This is a genomic window from Leptospira adleri (assembly GCF_002811985.1).
Classification (GTDB): Bacteria; Spirochaetota; Leptospiria; order Leptospirales; family Leptospiraceae; genus Leptospira; species Leptospira adleri.
Genome location: NZ_NPDU01000071.1, coordinates 5,001 through 22,419 on the forward strand (window position 1 = coordinate 5,001; position 17,419 = coordinate 22,419).

A 17,419-nucleotide genomic window follows, 5' to 3' on the forward strand; every position below is an offset into this window, starting at 1 on the left:
TGTCTTGAACGATTTGCTCGGAACTGACGCAAGTTTTCAGCCCAAGTTTTTGAAGAAGTTTTCCAATCTGCATTCGATCGTGAAAGATGCGGTGGGAAATTATCATAAGGAAGTAAAATCCGGAGAGTTTCCGGGGAAAGATCACAGTTTCTGATGAATTCTTGACGATAATGAGAGGAACAGAAGCTTGTATAACAAAGGGAGAGATCCCGTTCGGAGTGAAGTGTGGACATAGTTGAGTTAGAAAAAGGTCATCCAGAAACGGAGGCCATCATCAAAGAACTGGCAAAAGAATGCGGGAATCAAACCGAAATCATCCGCGGAGCCGCGGTATCGGATACGATTCATTTCATAGGAGATACCCGTAAAGTTTCCGAAAAAGAAGGCTATGTCAAAGAACTCCCCGGGGTCGCAAAAATCTGGAACGTGTCCATTCCGTATAAAAACATCGCAAAAACCGCGGCCGGTAAAAACGGAGAAGTGGTTCACAGAGAAACAAGAATCGTAGAAGTAAAAGGTCCGGACGGACTCGTTCGAAAGTTCGGGACCGGAAAACATATTTTTATCGTTGGACCGGATTCTCCGCAAACGTATGAACAAACTCTAACGATCGCAAAACAAGCCGTAGAACTCGGTAAAAAATACAATATCTTAGATAGAATCATCTTTCGAGGCGGAGCGTTCAAGCCCCGCACTCGTCCTACCGATTGGAGAGGACTTGGTTGGGAAGGAATTGCGATGATGGATAAGGTGAAGGCCGAAACCGGGCTTCCTTACGTGACCGAAGTGATGGATCATACGATGGCGGAAGAAGTCGCAAAACACGCCGATATGATTCAGATCGGAACGAGAAACGCACAGGACTTCGAACTTCTCGAAGCGGTGGGAAGAACCGGTAAACCGGTGATTCTCAAAAGAGGTTTTGGAAACGAAGCGGTAGAATGGTTTTCCGCCGCGGAATACATCGCTAATCAAGGAAATTTGAATATAGTTCTTTGTGAGAGAGGGGTGAAGACGCTTTTTATCAAGGAAGGATATTGCAGAAATACTCCGGACTTGAACGTGATCACTCACGTGAAGAATCAGACGATTCTTCCGGTGATATACGATCCTTCTCACGTAGCGGGAGACGATAAGATCGTGATCTCCAATCTTCTGGCTTCTCTTCCGTTCAATCCGGACGGATCGATCACCGAAACTCTTCACGTGGAAGAATTCAGAAAGGAACAGATGTGCGACGCTGCACAAGCACTCCTTATGAGCATCTATGAGAAAGCCGTTCAATCGATTTTGAAATACGAAGAGGCGATTCGTCCGATTACGGATGACGTGGATTCTTATTTCGTGAAACGGAAATCGGGAAAGTAAAAACTCGAACTAAAAACGCGGAAACAATTTTTTAAAACGAAGATCATTCAAGGTCTTAGGCTTTGGACGGTCTCGGTTTAAATCGCAAGGCGATCTTGGAATTTTCCAGGTCGCCTTTTTTATGGATCCAATGCGGACCTCGATCGTATTGAGAAGAACTCACTTGTTGATTTATTTTTGGGCGTGCCTCTTCGCTTTCGCTCGAGTCGCGTGTTTCCAGGCTCGCGGATTCCCGCTCGTCCTCTGCGAGGACGCTTACGCGCCTTCCAACCCGCTCACGCAAGGGCGGGTTGGTCGGAACTCCGCTTTGAAAACCCTTGTGCAAGAAAGTGCGTTTGTAGGAACTCCTTCGATTTTCCTATTTCTATCATTTGCTTTTAAAACAAACAAGTGTGGGAACTCCATCATTTTTTGACCGGAGAAAGGATCAGTGGATGTCGGAATTCTAACAAAGAGGATCTGTAAAATGAATTCCGCTTTTTTCAACGTCGGGTTTTGAAGAAAAGTGCCCGGACTTCCGACCACAAGTTAAATTTTCACGTTCATAATTAATTTAGAACTTAAAAAACGTAGGAACTCCTACAATTTCCGCGAACCGACTTCATTTTATTTTGAATTAATCGGAGGACGTTGAGCTTTCGAAAGAATTCTATTTTACTCAAAGGATTTTTAGGACACGTTTTGAATGAAAGCTGAATTTCAACTCAAGAGTGGTTTCCATTGTTACTACAAATTATCGCGCAAAAAAAACTTTTATAAAGTATCGAAGGCAGAGTGAATGATTCTTTAAAAAAATCTAATGTTATCGTGTGGGCTTAGACGATCTGAGTGGTTGTAAGAGGTTCCGAAAGACTGCCTCCTTTGAGTTGAGTTTCAACTAAGGAAGTTTCTAAATTCTTTCCAATAAAACCTAAGAGAATGAGCGGCGATTATTTTTTTGAAAAGAAATTCTAAACGTTCAGAACGTCTATTGAATCTCGAATTTCTTCTTTAATTCTTCCCTTGTGGATTCCCAAGTCGCTGGTGTTTTTAGACTTAATACAAAAGAAGCGTTGGAATCGCCGGATTTTAATTTTTGTTCCGCTTCCGTAACGAGCGCTCTCAGATCTTCCAATCCGAAGTTAGCGGAAACACCTTTTGTTTGATGGAGTTCGGCTTGAAGATCCGATTCTTTTTTTTCTTCCGTAAAGCGAACGATGTTCTTAATACGAACTTCCATGTTGGAAAGTAAGGATTCCACCATTTCTTTGAGCCAAGCGGCTTCTTCTTCGTCGTCTCCCTGTTTTAGGGAATCCAGTCTGTTCCAGTCCACAAGCATGGTTACAACCTCGTTCCAACTATCCGATTTTTTTTAGATTCGGCAAGCTACTTTTCAGTGAAAGACCTCTCAGTTCAAGGCATCTTTTAAAAGCTTGAACAAAAAAGCCGAGTCGATTTTTGTATTTTAGAACCTAAGTGAGGTCTAAATGAAAATTCATCCGACTGCGATTATCGACTCAAGAGCGGAATTACACGAATCCGTCGAGGTCGGTCCTTATTCCATTATAGAAGGTCACGTATCCATCCAAGAAGGAACCGTGATCGAAAATCACGTTAAAATTTGCGCGGGAAGTGAAATCGGAAAATTCAACCGTTTTCACCAAGGCGCTGTGATTGGGGTGATGCCCCAGGATTTGGGATTCAATCAACAGCTCTTGACTAAAACGATCATCGGCGATCATAATATTTTTAGAGAATATGCAAACATTCATAAGGGAACGAAAGAAGATTCTCCAACCGTGATCGGAAACAAAAACTATTTTATGGGGAACGCTCATGTCGGTCACGACTGCATTTTAGGGAACAATAATATCCTTACTCACGGTTGTGTTTTAGCTGGTCACGTTACTCTCGGAAGTTTTGCTTTTATTTCCGGACTCGCTGCCGTTCATCAATTTTGTTTTGTCGGAGATTACGCGATGGTTGCGGGTCTTGCAAAAGTGGTCCAAGACGTTCCGCCTTATTCCACGGTCGACGGAAATCCGAGCACGGTCGTAGGATTAAACAGCGTAGGTATGAAACGCGCAGGATTTTCCCCTGAAGTCAGAAACGCGATCAAGCACGCTTACAAGGTGATATACCATTCTAAACTGACCACAAAAAAAGCGCTGGAAGAATTGGAAGCCTCCGGCAATCTGATAGAGCCGGTTAAGTATATTATAAAATTCTTTAGAGACAGCGATAGGGGAGTGACGGATCACAGGTGAGAATTTTAATCACAGGCGGCGCCGGTTATATCGGAAGTCATGTCGTAGCTCTTCTCCTAGAAAAACAACACGACCTTTTGATCGTGGACAATTTAGAAAAGGGAAACAAAGCGAATTTGTTTCCCGGCGTGGAACTCATCCAGGGAAATATCCAGGACGAATCGATTCTGGAAAAAGCGTTTTCTAAACCCGTCGACGCCGTTTTTCATTTTGCTGCTTGGAAAGCTGCGGGTGAATCCATGACCGATCCTTCCAAATACGCTCTCAATAATATCAGCGGAACTATAAAACTTCTCACCTTTATGGAAAAGGCGGGGACAAAACGCTTTATCTTTTCTTCTTCCGCGGCGGTCTATGGAGCGCCGAAATATCTTCCTGTGGATGAAAAACATCCCCTTCATCCGGAAAATTATTACGGTTATACGAAGTTGGCGATCGAAGAAAATCTAAGATGGTTCGATTCTCTCAAAGGTTTTCGTTTTGCAGCATTACGTTATTTTAATGCGGCAGGCTACGATCCGAAAGGAAGAGTCAAAGGTTTGGAAAGAACTCCCGCAAATCTTCTTCCTATCATTATGGAAGCCGCTTCGGGAATGCGAAAGGATTTTGAAGTTTTCGGTACGGATTATGAAACTCCGGACGGAAGTTGTATTCGAGATTATATTCACGTTAGCGACCTTGCAAAAGCCCATGTTTTGAGTCTGGAGTATTTGGATTCTGAAAAAAAATCCCTCACGGTGAATTTAGGATCTGAAAAAGGATATTCCGTTTTGGAAATGATCCGTCTGGCGGAAGAGGTGGTCGGAAAACCGATCCCTCATCGGATTTCCGGAAGAAGAGCCGGTGATCCTGCCGAGTTGCTTGCTTCTTCGAGCGTCGCAAAACAGCTGTTAAAGTGGACTCCTGAATACAGCGATGCGAAAACTCTTCTCAAGACGATGTGGGATGTTTATCGGAATCCTGCCTGATTGATCAACGGATCGTTTTACACTCAGGGTTCACGGAAGTCACGTATTCCAGAGGGAGAGTTTCTAAAAATTCTCCTCCTGAAAATTTTCCTTTAAACTGAATTTTTCCTTCTTTGAAGAGGTGCACCCATTCTTCCTGCAATTTGTTCGCAACGGGAGCGTAAGACCAATGCCATTTTTCCTCGTTATAACCTTTGTTCCCTCTGGAATTTTTGGGCGAATAGGGTTGGCAGAAACCGAAACGTTTTGCGTTTTTTTGCATCCAGAGATAGAATTTTTCTCCTCTTCCCCCTTTTTCAAAATAAGAATTTTCTAATGCGTTGAGATCGACGTCCGTTCCCCAGTGATGTCTGGAAGTCCCAGGCGCGCTGGAGAATTCTAAAATTAAGGAAATAATTTCTTGCGGTGTTTTTCCTTGGACGGCCGCTCTCATTTTTCTTTTGCCCGTATATTTTTCCTCCCAGATTCCTTTTTGATCCTTAAAGGAGCGAAACGCGGATACGATAAACGGTTTTTGTTTTTCCTCCGGATTTTCCCTTTGATACGATTGAAAGAGTTCTGAGAGTTTTTCTAAAACGTCTTTTCTCAGATAATGAATTCGAGATTCCCCGGGATTGGAATAGGATATTAAGGCGGCTTCTTGCTTAAAATCTCCGAGGACATACGATTCGTTGGGAACGCCCGAAAGATTTACGTTTTGAGAAAAGAGAGGATTTTGTATAACTAAGATCGCAAAGATGGAGATTAGAATTTTCATAGATAGTTGTCAGAATGAAAAATTTGGGCCTCTCTGCAATGGGTTTTTGCGCGTGAAAAAATGGAAAATTGTCTTTGTGATGGGATTTTATCCGGAGTTCCGTCCAAATTTCGAACGGAAGAGTCCTCCTTCTTTAAAGGACTCTTGTTGTCTTTTGTAGGAACTCCTATGAATCGATACTTTACGGAGTTCGTTTGAGTTCCGTAAGAATCGCGAGCGGTAAAACTCGGGAGATTTATCCGGAGTTCCGTCCAAAAATTGATCAGCGAATCTTTGTTCTTTCCGTATTGTCGGTTGTTCATTCTGGAAAACGCTATGCTTATAACTTAGGATATGGTTTTTAGGAAAAAAAATTCAGGGAGATTCTTTCCAATGAAAAAGTGGTTCATCACTTCCTTGATTCCTTTTCTCTTGCTTACGAATTGTTACCTTTTTGATTCTATCGGATTTTCCATTCCGGATACGGTTTCCGGAACCGAAGCGAAGAATCAAATTCTAACGAGTGCATTGATAGGAGCCGTGGCTGTGCCCGATTCTTCCGCGGTGATTGCAGTCATCTCTCCGCAGTTGGCAAAGGTGGACGAAGATCGTTACTACAAAAAAGTGGACGTCGATAATTGTTCGAACTCGGCTCTTTTGATCAACGTTCTTACGGTCGATATCGGCGGGTTCAATTGTAACTTAGAACCGAGAGAATACGTTCTCTGGTATGTTTACTAAAAAGAATTTTCCAATGACAGACGATCTAAGGTCGTCTGTCGCTTTTCAGTTCGAGAATAACAATCTCCCTTCGCTGAATCTTCCTCGAATTTCTTCCTTTTCCAAATCTCCGGGATTTCCGAACAACGTAGCGTCTTCTCTCGTCAATTCGATCAGTTTAGAATCTTCTCTCAGGTCCGCGATTCTGAAATCAGGAAGACCGCTCTGACGAACTCCCAACAATTCTCCGGGGCCGCGGAGTTGAAGGTCGATTTCGGATAACGCGAATCCGTCCGATAAGTTCACCATCGCTTCAAGTCTCACTTTTGCATCGTCCGTAACCTTAGAATCCGTCATCAAAATACAAAAACTTTCCTGATCCCCCCGCCCAACTCGACCTCTGAGCTGATGAAGTTGCGAAATACCGAATCGATCGGCGTGTTCGATCATCATAACTGTAGAATTCGGAACGTCGATTCCCACTTCGATGACCGTCGTTGACACGAGGATCTGGATTCTATTTTTGGAAAATTCTTTCATGACCCGATCTTTTTCTTCGGTTTCCATTTTGCCGTGAACGAGTCCAACTTGAAAATCGGGAAAAATTTCGTGTTTGAGTTGTTCGTAAGCCTCGATACAGGATTTGAGATCGACCTTTTCCGATTCTTCCACCAAAGGATAGACGATATAACACTGTCTTCCCGCAGAAACGTATTTGCGGATGGATTTATAGATTCCGTCCCTTCTGTCTTCTTGAAACCATTTTGTTTGGATCGGCATTCTTCCTTTGGGTTTGGATTTGATGGTAAGTAAATCCAAATCCCCGTAGAGGGTAAGACAAAGAGTTCTAGGAATCGGAGTCGCCGTCATCGCGAGAATATCCGGATTCTTTCCCTTGGAACGAAGGGCCTCCCTTTGGTCCACGCCGAACTTGTGTTGCTCGTCGATGATTACAAGTCCTAGATCTAAGAATTCTACGTCTTCCTGAAACACGCTGTGCGTTCCAATGACGAATAACGTGTCTCCTTTTTTGATTCGATAAAGTTTTTCGTAGCGATTTTTTTTAGGTTCCTTTCCTACAAGAAGTTCTATTCCCAAAAAAGGCATATTCCCTAAAAATCCTAGAATCGTTTGGTAGTGTTGTCTCGCTAGAATTTCCGTGGGCGCGACCATACAGACTTGAATCTGATTGTCCAAATAACGAAGGGCGGTCAAAAGAGCGACTAACGTTTTCCCCGAACCGACGTCGCCTTGTAATAGAACGGCGGCGGGTTGTTCTCTCGCGGTCAATTCACCGATTTTTTGAATCGCGTTTTCCTGATCTTCGGTCAGTTGAAAGGGGAGATTTTTGCGAACCGTCAAAGCGGTTTTTGAATCCGGCAAAGGCCAAAGAATCCGTTTGATCTTTTCCCTTTCTTTCTTTTTGTGTTCGATAAGAAGATTGAAGTAGAACAATTCCTCGTATTTAAGTCTGTATCTCGCCTTTTCTAGAGCGTTTTCGTCGGTTGGAAAATGAATCTCACGATACGATTCTTCTCTTGCAACGAGTTCTCTTTTGACCATGATTTGTTTGGGAAGAATTTCGGGAATTTTACCCTTCAAGGTTTCCAAAGCGAGATAAAGAATTTTCCGGAATCCTCTCGAATCCAATCCTTCCGATTTCAGAGCCTCTCCCGAAGGATACAAGGGAATGATTCTTCCAGCGTGGATCATCTCCGGGAGTTCCGCGGGTTCTTCCTCCGCTTCTTTGACGCCTTCTTTTTTTTTGGAAGTCGAAGAGGTTACCGTGTAAGTAGGTTTGATCGCACTCGTAAGAATTTCATAGTCAGGATGAATGAGTTGAAAGCCTCGGAAGAATTCCAACTTTCCCGTTGCCACAACCGTTGTTCCCGGTTGAAAAATTCTTTGAAAAAAATTTACGCCGCGGAAAAAAACCAGGGAGATTCTTTCATTGTTTCTTGTCTTGGCGCCGACGACGAGCCTGGATTTTTTTCCGTGGGCGAGATATGCGTCCACGACTTCCAAGATCAGGGTCACGGTTTCTCCCGTTTTAAGGAGAACGTTGTCCGTTAGATTTCGATCCAGATATCTTCTCGGAAAAAAGTTAAGCAGATCCTGAAGAGTATGAATGCCGATGGACGCGAGCGCGCCCGCCTTCGAAGGTCCGATTCCTTTGATCACGGTAACCGGAGAGAGAAGCGCCGAGATTCCGTTCGTATTTTCAGATTTAGAGACCGAGTTCTTCATCCTTTACTTGTGTCGGAGTCCATTCCGGATCCTGACTTTGAGGATCGGCGTTTTGTTTTTCTGCCGCGGATTCTTCGCCTAAGCCGAGATAACAATATCTGCAGCCGTAGATTCTCGCGTGTCTTTTGATTCCGGGAGAAGAAGGTTCCGAAATGATGGCGTATAAATATTCCGTTTTTTGCAAGTATTTTCCGCAGACCGGACAAATCCTCGGTTTGGGAAGATTCGAATCCCAGTTTTTTCCGTAAACTTTTTTAGGATCTCCGTATTCTCTTGAAACTCCGTTTTCTAGATCCCTTTTTTTCTCAGCTTTGTCGATTCGTTTTGTGTCCACGGAATGAAGAAGGTGGAAAAAAATCGCGGCCACTCCCAAGCAGAGCATAACGGTAAAAAAACCGATCATTGTTTTAGATAATCCTTAATTTTCGCCGCCATACCCGGAGAAAGCCCGATTCCCTTATCCTGCAATCGGTGCGAATACTTATGAAAAGAATACGTATGCTGCGAAGTCTGAACGATCCCGTTAAAACAATTTTCGATGGATTCTGCGAGAGATTCGCTGAGAGGAATGTTTTCTCCGATTTCTTTTTCATACTTTCTAAGAAGTTTTCGATTCACTCCTCTACAAATGGAACGATAAAAACAAAATCGTATCACTAATTCCGAATCCGATTGTCCCGCTCGAATATCCGCTTCCAGCTGATTGAGATTGATACAATCCACGATTTCCAGTTTATACGCATCTCTGCTGTGTTCGTATGTGACAAGATTCATAAACAAATGTTTAAATAAAGCGATCTTATAACAGTCTTCCATTCCGCACTCGCCCATCTTTGTGTTTTCGCATCGAGTGTACATCACAATATCGGTATCGGATTCCGCGGTAGCTTGGCCGAAGTTGAGGGATCCTAAAATATCGAATGCGACGATGTCGCCGCCGTAATTGATCAATTTGGAGAATTTTTTAAAGTCTTCGATTCTTTCTCTGGAGATATGAGTTTCGTGAGAGCGGAAATACCTTTTGAGTCCGGTAAATTTTTGAATGGTAGGATTGTTTTTAAAAGTTGGGATCGTCATTTTAGATTCTCACAAAATCATCCGCCGACACCTCCGAATCCTGACTTACAAATTTAACCTCGGGAGAATTCCCTTTGCAATCTACTTCCATTAACAGGCGAATTTTGTGGTCCACCAGTCTATTCAATTTTACGGTTTCTACAAGCCCATTTTCTAAAAATATTTCCGAGAAAAAACCGCCCGGTTGAAAACCGAAGACGGAATCTACGGCCCCGAAGTTGGAAGGATTTAAGAATACGGTCTTTCCTTTTTTAACGATCCCTTGGTCTTCGTGAACGTGACCGGAAACGACCAGCGCGGGAGAATAGTCGTCTAAGAATCTTCGTATTCCCTGTGAGCCTACGTTTCCGTAATTCGGAATCTTATCCAAAAAACCGTAAGGAGGGTTGTGGATCACGACCACGTCCGGTTGTTCCTCTTTGAAAAAATCTTCCGGTTCGCTGTAGCTCTTTCCGTTTCGATTGTATTCGTGGAACTTCACCGCTAACTTTTCAGGAATTCCGGAAGTAAGAATCGGAGCTCCGCCGTAGCCTGCAAATTTATAACCGTCTTGTTCGAAGGTCTTTCTATGAATGTCCCTTTCATAAAGAGCGCTGTATTGCAGATCGATATCGTAGTTGCCCGGAAGAACTCTCACAGGAGCCGTCGCGTATTTTTGAATGATGATTTCGATGAGTTCGTATTTTTCCTTCATCGTCTTCGCAGCTTGATGAAAGAGAGTTCTGTATTCTTTGGATTTTTCTACGATGTCCGCGGGATATTTTTCGGGAAATCGAATCGCTCTTGTCGCATAATCATACGCGTTGATTTCCTCTTTTTGATCTTGGGAGATACGATACATCTCTTCTTGAATCGTACAAAATTCTATGATTCGATCCGTGCTAAAAAATGCTTTGTAGATGATGTCTCCGGAAAAGAGATATAGATCGGCGGTGGTTTGCTGAAGAATTTCCTTCAAGCCGCGAAGCCCGTCGTGGATATCTGTCAGGTAAATGATTTTCATTTCTATCGATCCAGAGATTGTACCGTCTCTTTTTCGCTACAGTCTCTTAACAAAAAGAGAACCCGGTACACTCAGTTTAGGAACGGGTTGTGAAATGTCCAACCTTTCTAATGATTAGTCTCTCCACAGGAGAAGAAGGGAATCCTCATTTTCGGAAATCGGTTCGATTCTTATATATTCAGGGCCAAAAAAATCCAAAAGCGGTTTAAGAATCGTTCCCGATTTTACAAACAAGAAGACGTTTCCTTTTTCAGGGATCACCTTTTGGATCGTAATTTTTCCCGCTAGGTCGGGAATCTCCGAAAGAAACGTGTCCATGTTGACGGTAATCACGTTGCGAATCCCGGTCAGCCTAAGAATCTCCGGAATCTCTTCCACGATTGTTTCTAAAATGAGTCTTCTATGAAACTGAAATATTTTTGAAAAGATACGAATCGGATCTATCTTTCTCGGCGTATGACTGAAAAGACGAAACGATTGAATTTGAAGACGAACTTGATTTTGAACTACGCGGACCGGTGTGAGAGTAACGTTGTAATCGACTGAATCCGTTTTTAAGAATTTCGACCAGAACAAACCTTTGATCGAAAAATGTCCGGTTAAAATGAGAACTCCGTTTCCGGAATCGAATTCGAGGGATTCGAGTTGGTCCTGCGATTCTAAAATTTTCTTTTTTAAAATTTTATTTAAAGAATGCAGTTTGAGAGTGATTTTATAATTGCTCTTTTGATTTTCTTTTTCCAAAGAAAATCCGGTAAAAAGATCGAGTGGGTTAAAGCCTATGAGTTTCCTCAAATTGAGCATGGGAGATCAAAAATAGTTTGCGGGTAAAGAAGAGTAAACTAAATTATTGATTCCAAGTCGGGATTGATTCTTGAGAACCTATCGGGGAAAGAATTTTTTTCGATTTGATATAGAGATTGAGGAGCTTTCATGAAAATCGGAGTCATCGGATCGGGAAGTTTTGGAACTGCCTTGGGAAGTTTACTGGCTGATAAGGGTTACGACGTTACTCTCTGGTGCAGAAGCGATTCTCAGGTCGAAAGCATCAACCGAGATCATATCAATAACAAACACCTTCCCACTTTTATTCTTCCTGAAAAACTGGTGGCGAGCAAGGATCTCAAAGCGGTCGTTCAGGGAAAAGACATGATCGTTTCCTCTCCTCCTTCCCATGCGCTTACGGAAATTTTGCGGGAAATCAAAGAGTATCTTCCCGAAAAAGTACCTATCGTTTCCGCGAGTAAGGGAATCGAAAACGGAACCTTACGTCTTGTTTCCGAAATTTTCGAATCGGAACTTCCCGGAAAATATCACGCCTATCTTTCTTATCTTTCAGGACCGTCTTTCGCTAAAGAAATCATTCAAAAGGTTCCTACGATCGTGAGCATCGCTTCGAAGAACGAAGCCACTGCGCGTAAGGTGCAGGAAATCTTTAGCTTCTTATATTTTAGAACGTATTGGACCCCGGACGTCGTCGGCGTTGAAGTCGGCGGTTCCTTGAAAAACGTGATCGCGCTTGCCGCAGGAGTGAGCGACGGTCTCGGCTTTGGACAAAATACTCGAGCCGCGTTGATTACAAGAGGATTGAACGAGATCACAAAGATAGGTTTGAAGTTGGGAGCGGATCCGATGACTTTCCTCGGACCTTCCGGAATGGGGGATTTGATTCTCACTTGTTGCGGAGAACAATCTCGAAATCGTACGGTGGGATTTCGTTTAGGCAAAGGAGAAACACTCGAACAAATTCTTTCCAGTATGAACGAAGTCGCCGAAGGTGTGAAGACGACTCAGAGCGCATACGAACTTTCTCAAAAGTTAGGCATTGAAATGGCGATCACAAACGAAGTCTATAAAATGCTTTACGAAGGTAAGAATCCGAAAGAAGTTGTGAAAGACCTTATGAAGCGCGATTTAAAAAGAGAAGGCGTTTCAGTCTGATTTACATTGAAGCTGCTTTCTTCTAAATTCTGTATTTGTTTTGTTTTGAGTTTTATCGCTTTTCATTCGATCGCGGCTCAGTCAAAACAAGAATTCGGATGGGCTAAGAGTTCGGACGGTTTTTCATTCAATCTCAACGGAAGAACCGTTTTTCAATCCAGCTCCGAGATTACTTCCTTCCCTGACACTCTAAGTCTATTAGAAAAAACTGATTTTCTTTTTTACGCCGGAGAATATTATATTCTCAACAAAGACGTTAGGCGTTATGAATCGATTTTAAAGCTCGCTACGAACGCGGAGCCGGAATTGGTTCTCGGTGGAATTTTATTAAGAATTCTAAAAGAATTAAATTTTAATTCTAAGGATTCTTCCCGGAATCTTCTCACACAATTTGCGAAGAACGAAAAAAATCCGTATCTGAAAGAACTTGCGGAAGGTTTCGATTCTTCCGTATTCGAGAAAAAGTCGCCCGATAATCTGAAATGTTCCCGTAAGAACGTATTCTATTCTCTTTGTAAAACTCTGCGTCTGAAAAAATATCTCGAGGATTTTAAGTCGGAGGCAAAGTCTCATGAAAGGGAATATCTGAATTTAAATCGAACTCTGGCCCCGTTTTTGGAAGATCCTGAGTTGAAATACATTCCTTTTCTAAGCAATTTTATCTTCAATATCGCGGATCAACTCGCGGAATTGGGTCTTTCGAAAGAAGCGGTTCATTTTCAAAAAATTCTCATCATCTCCGAAAATTTAAGCGGGAGAATCATCGGTTACTCCTATGAAAAATTGGCTTACTACTATTTGATCGGAGGAGATCTCGTTTCCGCCGAAAAGGTTTTGGATTATATTCTTAAATATCATCCCGACTTGAGAACTCCTTATAAAAACCATCTTTATTTAAAGTTAGGTACCATCGCATATCTCAATCAGGATTATAAGAAGTCTCTGGATTATTATCTCAATCTTGATTTTTTAGAATGGTCTTCGACGATCCTCAATCCGTTTTTGGGCGAGCCGATTTCCATCAACAGCGCGAGGGATTTGATTTCGATGGCGATATGGAGAACGAAGAGTTCTTTCAAAGCGGTCGACGCGCTCAAGTCCGTTTCCACTCCGAAGAATTTAACCGAAGACGATTTGTTTACCCGTTTGAGAATCATTCAGATTCTTATGAACGACGAACCGGAAGTTGCGGGAAAGATGGCGACTGAGATTACGTTTCTTGCGCAGAGCAAAGGATGGAAGAGAGTGGAATATTCTTCCACGCTTTTGAACGGTTTTATCCATTATAAGAAGAACGATCTTAGAAAAGCGATCATCGAATTTACGAAAGCATACGGAATTCTAAAATCGGCGGATCCGGTTTATACGGAAGAATGGATCCGATTGACGGGGCTTTTTTATTCCCATAAAGAATCGAGATCCCTGAAAACCGTAAAGAGCGCATTGGATCAAGCGATCGCGATTACGATTCAAAGAAGACCGGACGATATGCTTTTGCAGTTGAAAAACTATCTTCCGGCTGTTTACGGAGTAAGAGAGTTTACGGACGCCGCGATCAATTATTATATCACGCACGGTCACACGATCGAACTTCTCGGATTCTTATCAAGATTGGAACAAAAGGAAGTGATGGGGAACAACGCATATCCGAACACGTTAGTCTCCATCATCGATACAAGCAGAAGAATCTCCTCCTTCCGAGGATTTTATCCCGGTCCTAAAGAACATCTAACTTCGAGTAGATCCGAGATCCGAAGATCGGAAGTTGCGCGTCTATTGGAAGAGTTCGATCCGTTTCGAAATCAAGAAATCAAAAGATCCCATATTCCCGTTTTGAGCGTTTTTGTAAGGGATAAAAGGACATACATTTTTTGGAAGTCCGCAGATTCTCAGGAATTGGATCTGAAAGAAATTCCTTCCGAGTCCGCTTCTTCCTTCACCGTACAAACGGTGTTAAAATCTCTGGTGGAATCTTCTTCCAAAAACGACAGCATGCAGATTTATCTCAACGTCGCCGGGATGGAATCTTTCGATTATCTCAAGAAAGAATTTCCGGACATCGATTTTCGATTGTTTACCAAATTCAGCAAGAAGGAAGACAATCCGAAGATCGAAAGAGTATACGTCGGGGATTGTAGGAGCGGAGATTCTCCCGTTAAACCGAACTTCGAAAAGATCGGTTCCGCTTATTTCGAAGGGAATAAACTTTTAACCGGAAGTCATTCTATGATGGTGTGGAATTTAAAAGTGGACGGTAATTCTCCCGAAAGTTTGAACGAATACGCTTGGAACTGCGGAGAGGATCAGGTTCGTTTTTCGAGATTACACCGTCGTTACGATTTTAGAAATACGCCTCAGAGATTGATCTTTACGAGGGATTCTTTGAGCGGAAACGGTTGGAAGGGAAGATCCGAAGATTTTTTGGATTGGGTTTCTTTCTGGATCAATTCAGGCGTTCACCGTATGTATTATATCAAGTCCTTGGATTTGAATTCGGAATCGGACATAAACCTTTTGGAAAAACTTGCTCAAGAAACGAACGAACCGGAAGCGTCTTTTCGCGGAATTCGAATTCGCAAACATATCGAATAGACCGAGCGAAACTTATTTTATCTCTTTTTATAAACGTTGATTATAAAAAAATGTACGGTTTTTTTTCTTTTAAACGATCGACATTTTTCGCCAATCTAAGGACTCTATCCAGTAAACTCACATGGACCCCGAAGGTAGTCAGTTCTACATTCCAACGATATCGACTTTCCGTTCCTTTTCTTCCGAAACACGGCTCATTCTAAAATCAAATCATCTTAGATCCGCTCTAATCTCTATTCTCCAAACATGGAACTAATCGGCTTTTTCATCATCATTCTCTTAATATTTGCGAACGGATTTTTCGTATCCGCTGAATTTGCTTTGGTTTCGATTCGTCCTTCCCGTTTGGAAGAATTGATCAAGGAGAACCGCCCTCTCGCGCTGATTACAAAAAGGGCCGCACAAAAGCTCAACGATATGTTGTCCGTTTGTCAGGTCGGAATTACGGTCGCCAGTCTTCTGTTAGGTTGGGTCGGCGAGGGATATGTTTCGAGATGGCTGACCTTTATCTTGGAGATGTTCGGTTATTCCACGAATGAAGCAACGATTCACGGTTTGGCGATTACTGTTTCGTTCACGATTATCACTTTTTTGCATATTCTTTTGGGAGAACTTCTTCCGAAAACGATTGCGATTCAGAATACGGAAAAGATCGCGCTCTTTATCAGCATTCCTCTATTCTTCTTTTATTATACGTTTTATCCGATTACGTTTTTCTTAAACGCGCTGACTTCTTTTCTTCTCAAGCTGATGGGAATCCAAGAGAATAAAAGTAGAATGATGCATTCTCCCGAAGAATTGATGATCATCATCGAAGAACAGAATAAACAGGGAAAGATCGATCAGGAAGAATTTCAGATCATCCAGAATACGTTTCAGTTTTCCGAACATCAGGCAAAGGACGTGATGACCCACCGTCTGAGCATCATCGGAATCCCCCATGAAACTACGATGGATTCTTTGATTTCGATCATCGCGGAACATCATTTTTCAAGATATCCGATCTACGAAGGGAACACGGATAAGATCATCGGAATCATTCACGTTCAGACTTATCTTACTTGGCTTTCCAATTCCAAAAAAGGAAGAAAAGAAAAAGTCACAGCGATTATGCAACCTCCGATCTTCGTTCCGGAAGGTCTTTCGATCGAAAAAGTGATGCAGAAGTTGAGAGAAAACAAACAGCACATGGCGATCGTCATCGACGAATACGGCGGTGTTTCCGGTTTGTTGACTTTGGAGGATATCATCGAGGAAATTTTCGGACAGATCAGAGACGAAACCGACGATCATGAAACGGATCCGTTTCCGTCTCAGCATTCGGACAGTTTTGCGATCGACGGAGAGGCAGAATTGGACGATCTCAAGGAAATCCTGGTCGGAGTTCAAGACGAAGAAATCAGCGATATCCGAACGATCGCGGGTTTTATTCTCGGAAGATTGGAAGACATGCCTCAGGAAGGTTCTACAATTTCTCTTCAGTCCGGAACTCTTACCGTTGAAAAGATGGAAGGGAATAAAATTCTTTCGGTTCGTTTTACCAGAGGAAGCCTAAGTAATAAGGCTCAGTCTAAATCTAAGTAGAATACGGAAAATCAAAATGGCCAATCCTGGAAAAGAAATATTGATTGCGGTTTCAGGAAGTATTGCTGCTTACAAGACCTGTGAGCTCGTGAGAAACCTTACTAAGGAAGGTTTTCCCGTCACTGTGATTATGACTTCTCACGCGACGGAATTTATCGGTCCGATTACCTTTGAGGCTTTGACTGGTAAAAAGGTTAGGGTCGACGAATACGAAGAAGGTATGGCTCACATTGACGCTAAGAATTCCGCTTCGGTCATGGCGGTGGTTCCTGCGACAGCGAACATCATAGGTAAGATGGCAAACGGAATTGCGGACGATCTTGTAACCTCAACTTATTTAGCCGCGAATTGTCCTGTGATCGTCGCTCCCGCGATGAATCCTTTTATGTACGCTCATCCTTCCGTTCAGAGAAATTTAAGACGCCTTTCGGAAGACGGAGTTATTTTGGCGGATCCCGCCAACGGCGTCGTCGTTTGCGGTGATGAAGGATATGGAAAATTAGCCGAAATCTCGGTGATTCAAAAGATGATCGTTGATGAATATAAAAGAAATTCTTAGATAAAGAAAGAGAAGTCAAAGAATGAATTTTTCGAAAGCCGTCGTTACCTCGGGTCCCACGAGAGAATGGATCGACCCGGTTCGTTATATTTCGAACGCTTCTTCCGGAAAGATGGGATTTCATATTGCCGAGGCGATCGGGAATTGGGTCAAAAACGTGACTTATATTCACGGTCAGGTTATGGACGAATATAAGAATCCCAAAGGTTCCAAGAAGATTGGCGTTGAAACTACTTTAGAAATGAGAGATGCGGTGCTCTCTGAAATTTGTGAGGGTACGATTTTGATTATGGCTGCGGCTCCGGCGGACTTCCGACCGGCGGAGAGCAGGGAGATGAAGATCAAAAAAGAGGACGGGAGCGAAGTCCTCCTCTTGGA

The 17,419-nt window shown here is 42.8% G+C and carries 17 protein-coding genes (1 of these 17 running past the window's edge); 10 read left to right on the top strand and 7 right to left on the bottom strand.

The genetic code is table 11. The features are described from left to right. Positions 1 to 154, top strand: the 3' portion of a protein-coding gene (gene panB / locus CH376_RS19500) for a 3-methyl-2-oxobutanoate hydroxymethyltransferase (RefSeq protein ID WP_100785308.1). It extends 644 nt beyond the left edge of the window; only the last 154 of its 798 coding nucleotides appear in the window; its start codon lies off the left edge, out of view; its stop codon occupies positions 152 to 154. A gap of 71 nt (positions 155 to 225) precedes the next feature. Further along, on the top strand, positions 226 to 1,368 hold the full coding sequence (locus CH376_RS19505) for an N-acetylneuraminate synthase family protein (protein WP_100785309.1): 1,143 nt from the start codon (positions 226 to 228) through the stop codon (positions 1,366 to 1,368). Between the two features lie 967 nt (positions 1,369 to 2,335). On the opposite strand, the gene CH376_RS19515 is transcribed toward CH376_RS19505, so the two are convergent. Then, positions 2,336 to 2,686 (bottom strand): Hpt domain-containing protein, encoded by a 351-nt coding sequence (locus CH376_RS19515; protein ID WP_100785311.1) that lies wholly within the window; start codon positions 2,684 to 2,686, stop codon positions 2,336 to 2,338. Between the two features lie 148 nt (positions 2,687 to 2,834). On the opposite strand from CH376_RS19515, the gene lpxA reads away from it, so the two are divergent. Together lpxA and galE are read left to right on the top strand one after the other, a co-directional pair. Beyond that, positions 2,835 to 3,614 (top strand): acyl-ACP--UDP-N-acetylglucosamine O-acyltransferase, encoded by a 780-nt coding sequence (gene lpxA / locus CH376_RS19520; protein WP_100785312.1) that lies wholly within the window; start codon positions 2,835 to 2,837, stop codon positions 3,612 to 3,614. Further along, positions 3,611 to 4,582, top strand: coding sequence for a UDP-glucose 4-epimerase GalE (gene galE, locus CH376_RS19525; RefSeq protein ID WP_100785313.1), 972 nt, complete (start codon positions 3,611 to 3,613; stop codon positions 4,580 to 4,582). Before lpxA ends, galE begins: the two co-directional genes overlap by 4 nt. 4 nt (positions 4,583 to 4,586) lie before the next feature. Here the strand turns inward: galE and CH376_RS19530 are convergent, their stop codons facing one another. Then, the gene (locus CH376_RS19530; RefSeq protein WP_100785314.1) at positions 4,587 to 5,339 is read right to left on the bottom strand and encodes a M15 family metallopeptidase; all 753 of its coding nucleotides are present in this window, start codon (positions 5,337 to 5,339) and stop codon (positions 4,587 to 4,589) included. 372 nt (positions 5,340 to 5,711) lie between these two features. On the opposite strand from CH376_RS19530, the gene CH376_RS19540 reads away from it, so the two are divergent. After that, entirely contained in the window at positions 5,712 to 6,059 is a 348-nt protein-coding gene (locus CH376_RS19540) for a TIGR04452 family lipoprotein (protein ID WP_100785456.1), read from the top strand. A gap of 45 nt (positions 6,060 to 6,104) precedes the next feature. On the opposite strand, the gene recG is transcribed toward CH376_RS19540, so the two are convergent. From recG to CH376_RS19565, 5 genes are all read right to left on the bottom strand, one after another. Then, positions 6,105 to 8,285, bottom strand: a complete 2,181-nt coding sequence (gene recG / locus CH376_RS19545) for an ATP-dependent DNA helicase RecG (protein WP_100785316.1) — start codon at positions 8,283 to 8,285, stop codon at positions 6,105 to 6,107. Continuing rightward, positions 8,266 to 8,688, bottom strand: coding sequence for a hypothetical protein (locus CH376_RS19550; RefSeq protein ID WP_100785317.1), 423 nt, complete (start codon positions 8,686 to 8,688; stop codon positions 8,266 to 8,268). Before CH376_RS19550 ends, recG begins: the two co-directional genes overlap by 20 nt. After that, the gene (locus CH376_RS19555) at positions 8,685 to 9,362 is read right to left on the bottom strand and encodes a hypothetical protein (RefSeq protein ID WP_100785318.1); all 678 of its coding nucleotides are present in this window, start codon (positions 9,360 to 9,362) and stop codon (positions 8,685 to 8,687) included. The genes CH376_RS19550 and CH376_RS19555 overlap by 4 nt, the downstream gene beginning before the upstream one ends. Before the next feature lies 1 nt (position 9,363). Then, on the bottom strand, positions 9,364 to 10,365 hold the full coding sequence (locus CH376_RS19560; RefSeq protein ID WP_100785319.1) for a metallophosphoesterase family protein: 1,002 nt from the start codon (positions 10,363 to 10,365) through the stop codon (positions 9,364 to 9,366). Positions 10,366 to 10,479: 114 nt separating this feature from the next. Further along, entirely contained in the window at positions 10,480 to 11,169 is a 690-nt protein-coding gene (locus CH376_RS19565; RefSeq protein WP_100785320.1) for a hypothetical protein, read from the bottom strand. 129 nt (positions 11,170 to 11,298) lie between these two features. On the opposite strand from CH376_RS19565, the gene CH376_RS19570 reads away from it, so the two are divergent. From CH376_RS19570 to CH376_RS19590, 5 genes are all read left to right on the top strand, one after another. Then, a complete protein-coding gene (locus CH376_RS19570; protein ID WP_100785321.1) occupies positions 11,299 to 12,306 on the top strand; it encodes an NAD(P)H-dependent glycerol-3-phosphate dehydrogenase in 1,008 nt (335 codons plus the stop codon). A 6-nt stretch (positions 12,307 to 12,312) separates the two neighbouring features. Then, positions 12,313 to 14,898: a tetratricopeptide repeat protein gene (locus CH376_RS19575; RefSeq protein ID WP_100785322.1), complete on the top strand. Its 2,586-nt coding sequence runs from the start codon at positions 12,313 to 12,315 to the stop codon at positions 14,896 to 14,898. Positions 14,899 to 15,144: 246 nt separating this feature from the next. Further along, complete coding sequence (locus tag CH376_RS19580) at positions 15,145 to 16,482, top strand: hemolysin family protein (protein ID WP_100785323.1); 1,338 nt, start codon at positions 15,145 to 15,147, stop codon at positions 16,480 to 16,482. 16 nt (positions 16,483 to 16,498) lie between these two features. Next, positions 16,499 to 17,041 (top strand): phosphopantothenoylcysteine decarboxylase, encoded by a 543-nt coding sequence (locus tag CH376_RS19585; RefSeq protein WP_100785324.1) that lies wholly within the window; start codon positions 16,499 to 16,501, stop codon positions 17,039 to 17,041. A 22-nt stretch (positions 17,042 to 17,063) separates the two neighbouring features. Beyond that, positions 17,064 to 17,419, top strand: a 356-nt coding sequence (locus CH376_RS19590) for a phosphopantothenoylcysteine decarboxylase (protein WP_133124669.1), incomplete at its 3' end; no start/stop codon positions are given.